Genomic DNA, 12,911 nt, shown 5'->3' on the forward strand with positions numbered 1-12,911 from the left:
TATTCAACGCATTATTGGTCATTGAGCTAAATAGCTTTGTACCCACTGTGCGCTAAACCACCAACCACTATATGCCGTCATACCACAAAGTAAATTGGCCAAAATTTTATTCATTCGGCTGAGGTCTGATGCATATATTTTGAGATTGATCAGATATCCAATCACGGCATATACCAGTCCAATCGCACCACCAATGATAATCAGGATCAAAGGTCATGCTGTATATCCTATTCATAACGCGATTACCTGTTTTAGTTAGCAATTTCTGCGCCATTTTTCTTGGATATACAGCGTTATTTCAAGGTACATACATGTTGAATTTCTAGCTTTGACTACAGCATTTATCGCAACCAACAACTTTTTCTGTTGGCCAGCTCATTCGTGCACGCTTATAAGCGAGTTCGAAATTGGCAAAATAACCAATCAATATTTGCTGGTCAAATTGCGGCATGTCTACACATCCTTGCGTACCATTGTGAATTAAATGCGAGCCATTCGTTAAGGCATTTTCATCCACTATAAATTTAATCATCTACCATTCCCCTCATTATTTTTTATAAAATTCAAAAGATTAATAAATCCATATAAAAATTATGTGATTTATAATCACATAATAAAATTATGCCTTTATTGTTCAAAAATCAATCGGTATTTAAAGATTTTTTTAGCCGTCTCTTGGATGACTTAAACGCATAATGATGTGCTCTTTTAGGACGGATAGATGCGATTGCTCGATTGCATTTTTTGCGCTTAAGCCAAGTGCTTGGAATGTTGAGTAAAGGTATTTTTCACTCGAACTGACATCAACAAATACGACGTCCACATCAGACAACCTATAGTACTCGTCACGAACGGTATGATGGTCTCTGTATCAGTAGCACTTCTTATAATTTTTATAATCTTTAGCAAACTTTGCCAAAACTCAGTTTCTGATTTTTATTTCTATATTTATTAAGCATAACGCAGATCACTCACTCTAAAAGATGGATTCATTTTATAGTGGAATCTTGACTGGTTTATAAAGGGGTATCGACCTGTACAGCTCGTTTTTGGCGAATACGTCGAACCAACCAGATCACGATCGCAATCACTAAGATCACCACAAAAAATGGGACTAAAAAGGCCAATACTGACAAGACCGCCGCGCCAATCCATTCCCCTGTAGATAAGATCGGATTTGCAACGCCACCTGTGGTTGCGGTAGATACGCCACGCGCAGCGACGGTACTCATTTGCACTGCTGTTGCTGTACCACCACCCACGATAATTGCAGCAGCCCAACTGGCAAACTGTGACATTTCACCTGAGCTTACTGCCATTGTAGCAATGGTCCCTGCAATCATGGCTGCAGGTGTTGAAATGGTGTCGAGGGCATTGTCTACCCAAGGAATATAGTACGCAGCGATTTCACAGACAGTCGCAATTGCTAAGCCAATACAAACCGCAGGCATAGACAACCATTCGAATCCTTTCATCGGTTCGAATAATCCTAAAATGGAAGCAACACTCATCACCAATAAAGGTACAAAGACACGGAAGCCACAAGCAGCACTTAAGCCAATACCAATACACAGTCCTAATATTGTTTCCATGGGCTTCTCCGAACGGTTAAACGTACAATTTGTTTTTATAGATGCAGTGTTATACGTTAGCAAAAAGCCCTATCGAGTGATAGGGCTTTTCTTTCTAAACAGCGGATAACTGTTAGTGTTTTGCAGCTTAGGCATTCTTATTGTTAAATTGATTGCCTTGGCATTTGGTACACGGTGGTAAACGATCAGTACCAATTTCTAAGTAGACGCGGTGTCCGCATTGAACACAAAAATAGAAGCCTGTTCCGGGTTTTTGACCAGCAGTAACCATTTTTGTTCTCCATGTGTTTTTAGAAATGGTAGATTCAGTATAACCCTCTTGTGATGAATGTCTATTGGTCATTTCGACAATTGATAATGGCATTTAGGCAAAGCATAATTTCGAATGGAAATTTTGGTGGGTTTACAGCGATTTGCTGAGCCAGTTTTCTACTTGCAGTTCGTCTACACGCAGAAATTCTTTTTCATTGTTTGTGACCATGACCCAATTATTTGATCGTGCATGAGCAGCTAGCCATAAATCGTTATTGCCAATAATTTGCCCCTGAAGCGCTAACTGTTTTCGAATTTGAGCATAGTGTACGGCGGTGTGTTCATCTAACTCTATAACAGGAATGATTGAAGTTAATTCATCAATCACTTTGAAAGCTTTGTCTTTCCATTGGCTTTTTTCCGCACCAAAGCGAAGTTCCCCCAAAGTAATCACTGAAATAAAAATATTGCCGTCAGGTAAATGTTTTTCAAAATGCTGACGGACAATTTCGGGTTGATGCTTGGTGATATAAATACAGATATTGGTATCTAATAAATATTGTGTTGGCATTAGAACTCTTCTCGTTCTTGCGGTGGTTCATCCACTCTTTTTTCCGCATAAAAATCGTCTGGCATTTGTGCCAAGACTTTAAATAGTTGATCTGCTGTGACTGGTTTTTCTCGCAGTATAACCTCATCGCCACGGCGGAAGATTTCAACTTCTTTGCCTTCAAAGCGAAATTCTTTGGGTAAGCGAATAGCTTGGCTGCGACCTGTCATAAAAACTTTTGCGGTAGTCATAGTACTACTCCATCAGTTTTGATATATATCTTATGATAGGTATTTTTCAAGTGTTTTTCAATTACATTAAAATATTTACAGATTCGTAGAATCTAAAAGACCTATTCTCTTTAGCATTAGCTTACCAAGTGGAGTAATCAATCTATAAGAAATCTCAGGCACCCCGTGATTATTAAACTTTGGTAACTTCGTTTTATTGTCAAATTTATAAATTGACCGAATTAGCCTTAATCTTTCCAAATGTAATTTATAGCTTTCCTGAATATCTTTTTGTTCTAAGATACTATCATCCACACCAATATAGGCTCTAATCGGCTCAAGTACATTTTCATGTTTACGACGAAACTCCTGATCTCCACCAATTGTTGGATCTAAAAAAGAACGTAACCAAATCACTTCCTGATCATTAAGCTCACCTAGTAACTTTAATACATACTTACTATCTGAAATATTTTTGACTTCATCCGATATCCCATTGCAAACTAAATTTGCAATATATTCCCGTCTCTCATCTGTGAGTGATCGAGATGCCTGAACAAATCCTTCTTCTATAAGATCAATAACTGCTTCATTAGTTCTAACAATTTCTAAAAACTCACTGTCTATTTGCTGAACTTTTTCATCTAATATTTTTATATATTTAACCAATCTATCCATTCGCTGATCGGGAATAATAGCCCCGACAATTTCTGAAAGTATTGAACCAAAACCTGGTACTAAACCTACTACTGCCTTGTAAGTTGCAACCCTGGTATCGAGAAAATTTGTGTTTAAGTTATTATCAGTCATCTCATCTCCTGAATGTAATTTTACTAATAACAGTCAACCGAATTTTTACTTTAAAATCATATATGTAATTGATGCTGCCAAAAAAATCATTGCAAGAAAAAAATTAATACCTATATTCAATGAGGTAAGTCCAAATGTAAAATATTTTTGATCTAACTGAATAAGTCTTTCTTTCAATATGTTTTTATACGCTAAATCTATATCACTTTGATCAATTTTATTTTCATACAGGTTAAGCATCTTTTTGAAATTATTATTCTCTGCTAAATACCAAGCCTTAGTATTAACAACTTCACGAGCTACCATAATAATGATTATTATAAAAGCTAGCCATTTTAAATAATCATTTGGAGCACTAAATGCACCTAATATAGCTAAAAATAACCATACACCCTGCTTATTTAGGTCTTTAAAATAACTAATGATTGCTTCTTCTAACTCAAAAACCTTATGAAAAATATCCTCATTTTCCAAAATATTATCCTCCAAAAAAAGGCCCCTAAATTGGAGCCTCTCTCTCAATCAAGCCACATTCCCTTCTAAAAAGTCCTGTGCAAAACGCTGCAATACACCACCCGCTTCATACACATGCACTTCTTCTTCAGTATCCAAACGGCAAGTCACAGGCACTTTAATAATTTCATTTTTGCCGTCTGCTGTAGAACGCTCAACGACTAAAGTTAAGTCAGAACGCGGCGCAATATTACCAATCACGCTATACAACTCAGTACCATCAAGCTTCAAGGTTTTACGGTCAGTCCCTGCTTTAAACTCAAGCGGTAACACGCCCATACCCACCAAGTTGGTACGGTGAATACGCTCAAAACCTTCCGCTACAATCACTTCTACACCTGCAAGGCGCACACCTTTGGCAGCCCAGTCACGGCTCGAACCTTGACCATAGTCTTTACCTGCAATGATGATCAGCGGCTGCTTGCGGTTCATATAAGTTTCAATCGCTTCCCACATACGCATCACTTCGCCTTCAGGCTCTACACGCGCTTTTGAACCTTGCTTGATCGTACCGTCAGAGCGAACCACCATTTCATTGAACAATTTCGGGTTGGCAAATGTTGCACGCTGTGCTGTCAAATGGTCACCGCGGTGGGTTGCGTATGAGTTAAAGTCTTCTTCAGGCACGCCCATTTTATGCAGATATTCACCCGCAGCCGAATCCATCATGATCGCATTTGAAGGCGATAAATGGTCTGTGGTGATGTTGTCAGGCAGAATCGCAAGCGGACGCATATTTGCAAGTGTACGCGGTGCAGCCAATGCCCCTTCCCAATACGGCGGACGGCGGATATAAGTACTTTGCGGACGCCAGTCGTATAGTGGGCTTGCCGCTTTTTCACGCTCACCCAAATCAAACATTGGGATATACACTTTCTTAAACTGTTCAGGCTTCACCGCTTTTTTCACCAATGCATCAATTTCAGCATCAGACGGCCAAATGTCTTTTAAGTAAATTGGATTACCGTCTTTGTCATTGCCCAGTGAATCGGTTTCGATATCAAAACGAATCGTCCCTGCAATGGCATACGCCACAACTAAAGGTGGAGAAGCCAAGAATGCTTGTTTTGCGTATGGATGGATACGGCCGTCAAAGTTACGGTTACCTGAAAGTACCGCAGTTGCGTACAAATCACGGTCAATAATTTCTTGCTGAATCACTGGATCGAGCGCGCCCGACATACCATTACACGTCGTACATGCATAGGCTACGATACCAAAGCCTAGTTTTTCTAAATCACCCAATACACCTGCTTCTTCTAGGTATAAAGCTGCTGCTTTAGAACCTGGTGCAAATGATGATTTCACCCAAGGTTTACGCACAAGTCCTAACTCATTAGCTTTACGTGCAAGTAAGCCTGCTGCCACGGTATTACGTGGGTTAGAAGTGTTTGTACATGAGGTGATTGCTGCAATGATGATTGCGCCATCAGGCATTAAACCTTCAGCTTCCTGAGCTTTAGCCGCTTCTAAGTTACCTGCAATGCCTTTCGCTTTTAAATCAGCGGTTGATACACGTGCATGTGGATTCGATGGACCTGCAATATTACGAGTGACTTGTGATAAATCAAAACGTAGTACACGCGGGTATTCTGCCGCTGTCATATCCGACGCCCAAAGACCAATTTCTTTGGCATAGGTTTCAACCAATTTCACTTGATCCGCTTCACGGCCTGTCAATGTCAGGTAATCAATGGTGTTTTGGTCAATGTAGAACATCGCAGCCGTTGCACCATATTCAGGGGTCATGTTTGAGATCGTCGCACGGTCACCCACTGACATGCTGTCTGCACCTTCACCGAAGAACTCTAAATAAGCACCAACCACACGTTCTTTACGCAAGAATTCAGTTAAAGCCAATACGATGTCAGTTGCGGTAATGCCTGCTTTACGCTGACCGACAAGCTCTACACCAATAATATCTGGTAGACGCATCCAAGATGCACGGCCGAGCATCACGTTTTCAGCTTCTAGACCGCCGACACCGACAGAAATCACACCCAATGCATCAGTATGCGGCGTATGTGAGTCTGTACCCACGCAAGTATCAGGGAAAGCTAAACCATCACGGTTTTGAATCACTGGAGACATTTTCTCCAAGTTGATTTGATGCATGATGCCGTTGCCCGCAGGGATCACATCGACATTTTCAAAGGCTGTTTTGGTCCATTCAATGAAATGGAAACGGTCTTCGTTACGACGGTCTTCAATCGCGCGGTTTTTCTCAAATGCGTCTGGGTCAAAACCGCCAAACTCTACAGCTAGAGAATGGTCAACAATCAGCTGCGTTGGAACAACAGGATTGACTTTTGACGGGTCACCGCCTTGGTCTGCAATCGCATCACGCAAGCCTGCAAGGTCAACCAAGGCTGTTTGACCTAAGATGTCATGGCACACCACACGTGCAGGGTACCAAGGGAAATCGTGGTCTTGTTTGCGGTTAATCAGTTCTTTTAAAGACTGTTCTAAGATTGCAGGGTCGCATTTACGAACCAACTGCTCTGCAAGGACTTTAGATGTATATGGGAGTTTTGCGTATGCGCCTGGCTGAATATCTTCTACGGCTTGGCGTACATCGAAGTATTCTAGCTGGGTGCCTTGCAGCGGTTTACGGTAGTTGTTGTTCATAGCGTTCCTGCCCTCGGTCTTTCATTTTTTTGCGTTGTCTTTTTCATAGACAATTCATCTTTGTTCGATAGGCATACTACACTGCCGAAAACCCATTTCCCAAATCTGATATATTTCATAGAGTTAAATATAAAAACAGGGGTTTTTGAAATATTTAGTTACACTAACTTTGGAATATTCGCTCTAAATGTGATTTTTTTTGAAAAATAGCTGCAAATCTGCCTCATTCTTTAGTCTAAGGAAAATTGCACTGCATAATATTTAATCTAAATATCAACCAAATTGATTAAAAATCAGTCTTATCAATTTTAGTATTTAATAATCAAGGCATTAAATTATTTTATTAGCTCATTGCGCCTCAAAGTCATAATGTGAATCAAAACACGGTTTTATTATTTATTTTATCTTAATTCTCAATTTATCCCTATTTGCAGGGATAGCGTCGAATCACTCCTCTCTCAGATAATAAAAGCACGACATACAAGCACAGTAATTCACTGTATTCGCCAAAATAATCACAATATTTACAAAACCTTAGCTAAATAAATCTGCGATTACTGTTCTACCGTCATTATGCTTTGGGGAAAGATCATGACAAAATTTAAAACTATCATTGGGGCTGGCTGCCTCTTAAGCTGTCTCAGCTTCATTGCCTGTGGCGAAAACGACCAATCGACAACGGATTCGACGACTCAAGAAGAGGAAGCGGACTCACCTACTGTCGTCTCGAATCCACCACGTTTGAAGGCCAATGCACAAGGTGAGCATGAACTGCTGATAGCGTATAAACGCCAAGCCTTATACGACCCTGAAACGGGTGAAAATGACCTATTACAGGTCAGAGGCTATCTGACTAGACCTGAACTCTGGAACTCGAAAAATACCAATGGCAGCGTTTCGGATGTGCTGGTTGGCCCACAAATTCGTGCGAAACAAGGTGACAATTTAAAAATTCATCTGGTCAATCATCTCCCTGTTGAATCGACGGAGACCTGTCCAAGTCCAGTGACCAATATTAACCAAGGGAACTGTTTTAACACCACAAATTTACATACACATGGTCTCTGGGTTAGCCCGCAAGGAAATAGTGACAACGTATTTTTGAGCTTAAAACCTCAGCAAGATTTTCATTACGAATTTAAGATCGAACCGAATCATCCTGCGGGAACATTTTGGTATCACTCGCATGTGCATGGTTCAACCGCGATTCAGGTCTCAAGTGGCATGGCTGGCCCATTGATTATTGAGGGAGAGCGGAAACCTGTCATTCGTCAGGGGCAAATTCAGCAGACTGGAGATTTGGACATCTTATGGAAAAATCAAAAAACCCAGCAGTATGACCATGAAAAAATCATGCTATTCCAGCAGATTCAATACAATGAAGATTGCGACAGCAATTTAAGCCAAGTGAATGGTACTCCCTGCATCTATAGCTTAGAAGATTATTCAAAACTCGATATACCAACCTCATGGGCGGATGAAAATCGTTTTACCAGTATCAATGGCAAAATGTTTGGTGAAATTAAGGTGGATCAAAACCAATACCACCGCTGGCGCATGATTCACGGCGGTATCCGTGACACCATTGCTTTGACCATCAAAGAACTGCCAGATTCTACGCTCTTTACCGCAAAGCAAACCCTTAGTGAATGTCAAAAGTATCAAAGCAAGTCGATGTCTTCAGAGTTTAAAACGCTGAAAACATTACCGTTGTATACCCTTGCACAAGACGGCTTGACCATGGGGAAAATCCAAAAGCACGGGATTGAAATTTTTCAGCCGGGTTATCGCTTTGATGCCATGCTCTCCTTCCCGACCACCAATAAATACTGTGTATACGATGCCAAGCTGAATCTAGAAGATGAAATTAATGCGCCTGAATCAAGTCCGTTACTTCGTCGCGCACCAGAAGAAAAACTCAATACACAACTCCTCGGTTGGGTCAATGTGCAAGCAACTCAACTACCGCAGCAAACACCGTTTAACTTCTTAAAAAGTCAGGCCACCCAACTAAAACTGGCACCAGAAGTGATTGCACAGCTCGAACAGGGTGATTTATCAGCCTTTATCTCTCATGCGAGTTTAATGACTGCTGAAGTCGATGAAATGCTCAAAACGATGGCGAAGCAAATCACCAACTTTGACATTCTGTTCAATACAGATGGCAGCTTTAAATTTGGTATTCGTCATGCCGAAGAAGGTACCTTGATCAGCTTTGGCGATGCCTACCATGATGAAGACCATACCCACCATAGCTATGTCCGCAAGCTTCCAATCGGGCAAACTCAAGAGTGGGAGTTAAGCAGTAATGTTGCCAGTCATCCCTTCCATATTCATGTCAATCCATTCCAAGTCGTGAAAATATTGAATGAAAATGGTGTCGATGTCAGTGCGATCGGCAGCTCAGATAAAGATGGTGCAGGAAATATTGACTCGCAATATGATGGAATGAAAGGCGTTTGGAAAGATACGCTCTTCGTCAAACAGGGCTATAAAATCTTTGTACGCAGTAAATACGAAAAATTTGAAGGCGACTTTGTGCTGCACTGCCATATTTTAGACCATGAAGATCAAGGCATGATGGAAACCGTGCGTATTTGTGGCGACCAATATGATTGTAATAGTGAGCCTCCTTCACATCATTCCACTATGGATATGACTGCAAGCGATATGCCGACACACAATCACTAAGACAGATCTCTGCTGTACAAAAGCCCATATCAATATGGGCTTTTTGTTTGCCTAACACTGCGGCTTGCTGCAAAATAACATGATTAATGATATCTAAAATTTATACTGAGGCTGGTCATGACAATGTCTATGGCATTCACATCTTTTTCTCTCAACGGTGTCGATGCACAAAAATTTTTACAAGGGCAAGTGACTTTACATGTTGAACGCCTTGAAGAAAATGCAACACGTTATACCGCAATCTGCGACCTCAAAGGCCGTATTCATTTTGGTTTATGGCTCACCAAACACAGTGCTGAAAGTTTTTCTATTGTCACTACAGCAGATCAAGCCGAAGAATTTGCCAAACATATTAAAAAATATGGTGCATTTTCTAAGATGAAACTTGAAGAAACTGGTGCAGTTTTTCCAAGTTTAGTCGGTGATGAAACGACATTTACTTCGGAACCGACGGATGTTGCAGCATGGGAAATTCAAGCGATTCAAGCGGGTCAGGCCTATATTGACCAAGCGCTTGAACATGTGTTCCAACCGCAAGAGTTACGTCTACATCAGCGTGAAGGCGTCCACTATGACAAAGGCTGTTATTTGGGTCAGGAAGTGATTGCACGCTTATGGTTTAAAGCCAAACCGAAAGCTTGGTTGCATGCGATTTCAGGTACAGGCGCTGCTCCTGCACAAGGCGAACAGCTGAATAAAGGCGTACAAGTCGTCAATAGCGCGGCTGTAGATAATGGTTATGTAGCATTGGTTGTTGCTCGTCCAGAAGCTTTAGAAGAGTTAGATGTAACTGTTTTAGCCTTGCCTGAAGCTTTGAATGGTGATGTGGCGCGTCCTGCTTAAGCATCTTAATTTTGAAAATAAGAGCCAAATTACAAAAGTTGTTTGGCTCTTATTCTGATTACTATTTAAAATTACAACAAAATATAAAGATTTATAAAAATGCTCATCCCTTTCCCATTTCGCTTTTTCTTATTGAATTGCCTCATTCTCTTCAGTTGTTTTATATCACCAAATATTTATGCCGAGATAGATTCAGCAGTATTGGAAGAGCTAAAAAATAGCAATGTGGTCGATCAAACCAACTCGCTTTCCCGCGATGAAATTGTCCAGTTGAAAAAGCAAAACGAGCAGCTTTATCAGCAAAAGCATATCGACTTTAAAATTTTGATGATTCCCTCGACCAATGGAAAACCTATTGATCAATATGCACTTGAGATATTCAATAAACTTAAAATTGGCAATGAGAAGCTCGATAACGGCTTACTACTTTTGGTTGCAAAAGATGATCGTAAAATGCGGTTCGAGGTAGGTTATGGTTTAGAGGGAGATTTCACTGATCTAGAAGCTGGGCGCATAATTCGACACACACTCGCTCCAAATTTCCAAAATAATGACTATTTTAATGGCTTTAAAGAAACACAAAAAAAGTTACTAGATAAATCAATTACTCTTGGTAAACCTAAAAACGAAGATCAAAAAATAGATCACATTCTAAAAACAATAGCTGGAATATTTCTATCATTCTTATTGTGTATCCCACTCTATTGGTGTTACACAAAAGTGATTATTAAATTTGGTACTAATGGTGCCTTAGGTGCTTTTATTGGACTCCTTATCTTTGAAATTTTTATTCATCTTTTGATTTTTGGTTATTTAAATTTTGGAAAAATTGCATTTTTACTTTGCGCATCTATTCCTCTTTATGCCCCTTTTATGTTGACTATATTTCTTCCCTTCAATGAACCATACAGATTACTTAAAACTATTTTATACAGCTTACCACTTCAGATTTTTGCTTTATTTGGCTTCGGCATTTTTTACTTCATCGAATTCTATCCTCAAATATCATTCATTATATTAACATCCATAACCACTTGTTTTATTTTACTTTTATTAAGATATGCGGTGTTTTTATATCGATTCAGAGCAGGGACTGAAAATACCTATCTCACCGCTTTTTATAATCAATATTTACAAGAAAAAGCACGTCAAAAAATGTTGGATGAACAATATGAGCGTTTAAATCCTTTCAATAAAACGAGCGAATCAAGTCAGTCTTCTTCCTCTAGTTACAGCTCTTCATCGTCAAGCAGCAGTTCTTCATCAGGAAGCAGCTCAAGTAGTTCTTCCTCATCTTCCTCACGAGATTCAGGAGGCAGCTCAGGCGGCGGCGGCGCATCGGGTTCATGGTAATACCTAAAACGACGTGACGATTAAAGATTAATTTTTTAAAATCCAATCACTCAAAGCCAAAGCCTAAAGACTTTGGCTTTTTAATCACTAATTTTTTCCCTCACATAATAAATCACCCCTGCCCGATCATCCGAAAAATAAAAAGATTTTTCATCGATCTTATAAATATCTGCAGGCCGCCCAATTACCGTTTTACCGAATAAAAAACCATCCATAAAGGTTTCAAGTTTTTGCCCTTTACGCATAATTGCAATTTGATAGCCATGGCCAATCGCTTCGTCGGTAGAGCCATGCAAAGCCACTAAAAAAGAATTTTTGATGGTGTCATCTGTGTCTGGATGGTCAAAATAATCAAAACCTAATGCAGAGGAATGCGAAGGGAAATAAGCATAGGGCGATGGAACATTTTTACAGCCTGATGCACGTTTAAATTTAGAGTCCGCCAAGACATTGCCCAGCCATGAATAACATGCGGGCCAACCATAATCGACATCCTGTTTTAGCGCATAAAAAGTTTCATCTGGCTTTTTACGTCCCAAATGATCAGCACCTTGATTGGTCGCAAATAGAAATCTACCGATCCATTTTAGCCCAACAGCATTACGCAAACCTGTCGCATAAATCCGTTGCTCTGAACCATCAGGATTCATCTCAATGACGGAGGCTCGTACTTTTTCTTTTTCAACACAGGCGTTACAACTCGAACCAACCGACACATAAACTTTTCCATTTCCACCGATAGCAATCGTCCGCGTCAGATGCCAACCGCCGTATTTATAACTCAAACCATAATCGGGAAATGTCGCTAAAACTTCAGCCTTACTCGAAGGCTGAGTTTCTCCTCTACTAAATTTTTGCCGTGTCAATCGATGCGTTTCCGCCAAATAGAGCCAATCCTGTCCTTGAGCATCGGTATAAAACTGAACTGAATTTGGATTTCTCAAACCAGTCAAATAAGGAATGATTTTGCCAAATTTACCGGTGTCAGCATTCCAATCATCCAATATATACACAGTACCTTTTTTATTATCTGTTAGATCATACATATCCGTGACAAACATTCTGCGATCAGGTGCTTGCGCAAAAAAGCGTACCCGTTTGAGACCATCAGCAGCAGGAATGATCTCGAAATTTGTAGGCAAATTTAAAGAAAACTGCTTGCCATTTTTTAAATGGATTGGATGAGGTACCAGCTTGGGTTGTTGAGCCCAACTGGTCATTGAACAAACGAAACTAAGGATCAAGATGGCACTTATTTTTATCATATTTAAATACATCTCAATGAATCATGTATATCTGTATTCATCATAGATGCCTTGTATCTATTTTATTCAATTTATATTTTTATAAAATATTATACTTTTGAAAATTAAGGTTTTTTTAAATCACATACGCTGGTGCAGTACACAACAAACAAAAATAAGGAGGAACTTTATTCCCCCTCATGTT

The 12,911-nt window shown here is 39.9% G+C and carries 13 protein-coding genes and 1 pseudogene; 3 read left to right on the forward strand and 11 right to left on the reverse strand.

Annotation, left to right across the window (positions count from 1 at the left end; genetic code table 11):
* Positions 1 to 18 precede the first annotated feature (18 nt).
* The 10 genes and pseudogenes from FTV27_RS09705 to acnD all read right to left on the reverse strand — a co-directional run.
* Positions 19 to 213: pseudogene (locus FTV27_RS09705) on the reverse strand (hypothetical protein); the annotation flags it as partial.
* A 109-nt stretch (positions 214 to 322) separates the two neighbouring features.
* On the reverse strand, positions 323 to 532 hold the full coding sequence (locus FTV27_RS09710) for a hypothetical protein (RefSeq protein WP_078191130.1): 210 nt from the start codon (positions 530 to 532) through the stop codon (positions 323 to 325).
* Positions 533 to 664: 132 nt separating this feature from the next.
* Positions 665 to 823: a hypothetical protein gene (locus FTV27_RS09715; protein WP_180078147.1), complete on the reverse strand. Its 159-nt coding sequence runs from the start codon at positions 821 to 823 to the stop codon at positions 665 to 667.
* A 193-nt stretch (positions 824 to 1,016) separates the two neighbouring features.
* On the reverse strand, positions 1,017 to 1,592 hold the full coding sequence (locus FTV27_RS09725; RefSeq protein WP_180078233.1) for a DUF4126 domain-containing protein: 576 nt from the start codon (positions 1,590 to 1,592) through the stop codon (positions 1,017 to 1,019).
* Positions 1,593 to 1,719: 127 nt separating this feature from the next.
* A complete protein-coding gene (locus FTV27_RS09730; RefSeq protein WP_143221616.1) occupies positions 1,720 to 1,956 on the reverse strand; it encodes a hypothetical protein in 237 nt (78 codons plus the stop codon).
* 39 nt (positions 1,957 to 1,995) lie between these two features.
* Positions 1,996 to 2,415 carry a type II toxin-antitoxin system VapC family toxin gene (locus FTV27_RS09735; RefSeq protein WP_078192327.1) on the reverse strand — a complete coding sequence of 140 codons (420 nt, stop codon included), beginning with the start codon at positions 2,413 to 2,415 and terminating at the stop codon, positions 1,996 to 1,998.
* Entirely contained in the window at positions 2,415 to 2,645 is a 231-nt protein-coding gene (locus FTV27_RS09740; protein WP_180078235.1) for an antitoxin, read from the reverse strand. The genes FTV27_RS09735 and FTV27_RS09740 overlap by 1 nt, the downstream gene beginning before the upstream one ends.
* Before the next feature lie 75 nt (positions 2,646 to 2,720).
* On the reverse strand, positions 2,721 to 3,434 hold the full coding sequence (locus FTV27_RS09745; protein ID WP_180078237.1) for a hypothetical protein: 714 nt from the start codon (positions 3,432 to 3,434) through the stop codon (positions 2,721 to 2,723).
* 45 nt (positions 3,435 to 3,479) lie between these two features.
* Positions 3,480 to 3,923 (reverse strand): hypothetical protein, encoded by a 444-nt coding sequence (locus tag FTV27_RS09750; RefSeq protein WP_180078238.1) that lies wholly within the window; start codon positions 3,921 to 3,923, stop codon positions 3,480 to 3,482.
* A gap of 33 nt (positions 3,924 to 3,956) precedes the next feature.
* Positions 3,957 to 6,575, reverse strand: coding sequence for a Fe/S-dependent 2-methylisocitrate dehydratase AcnD (gene acnD, locus FTV27_RS09755; RefSeq protein WP_180078240.1), 2,619 nt, complete (start codon positions 6,573 to 6,575; stop codon positions 3,957 to 3,959).
* 591 nt (positions 6,576 to 7,166) lie between these two features.
* On the opposite strand from acnD, the gene FTV27_RS09760 reads away from it, so the two are divergent.
* From FTV27_RS09760 to FTV27_RS09770, 3 genes are all read left to right on the forward strand, one after another.
* Positions 7,167 to 9,266 carry a multicopper oxidase family protein gene (locus FTV27_RS09760; protein WP_180078242.1) on the forward strand — a complete coding sequence of 700 codons (2,100 nt, stop codon included), beginning with the start codon at positions 7,167 to 7,169 and terminating at the stop codon, positions 9,264 to 9,266.
* Between the two features lie 123 nt (positions 9,267 to 9,389).
* Complete coding sequence (locus tag FTV27_RS09765; protein ID WP_180078244.1) at positions 9,390 to 10,109, forward strand: folate-binding protein YgfZ; 720 nt, start codon at positions 9,390 to 9,392, stop codon at positions 10,107 to 10,109.
* Positions 10,110 to 10,208: 99 nt separating this feature from the next.
* Complete coding sequence (locus FTV27_RS09770) at positions 10,209 to 11,462, forward strand: YgcG family protein (RefSeq protein ID WP_180078246.1); 1,254 nt, start codon at positions 10,209 to 10,211, stop codon at positions 11,460 to 11,462.
* Between the two features lie 80 nt (positions 11,463 to 11,542).
* On the opposite strand, the gene FTV27_RS09775 is transcribed toward FTV27_RS09770, so the two are convergent.
* The gene (locus FTV27_RS09775; protein ID WP_180078248.1) at positions 11,543 to 12,727 is read right to left on the reverse strand and encodes a sorbosone dehydrogenase family protein; all 1,185 of its coding nucleotides are present in this window, start codon (positions 12,725 to 12,727) and stop codon (positions 11,543 to 11,545) included.
* Positions 12,728 to 12,911: the final 184 nt, after the last annotated feature.

This window comes from Acinetobacter sp. YH12251 (genome assembly GCF_013417465.1).
GTDB classification, from domain to species: domain Bacteria; phylum Pseudomonadota; class Gammaproteobacteria; order Pseudomonadales; family Moraxellaceae; genus Acinetobacter; species Acinetobacter amyesii.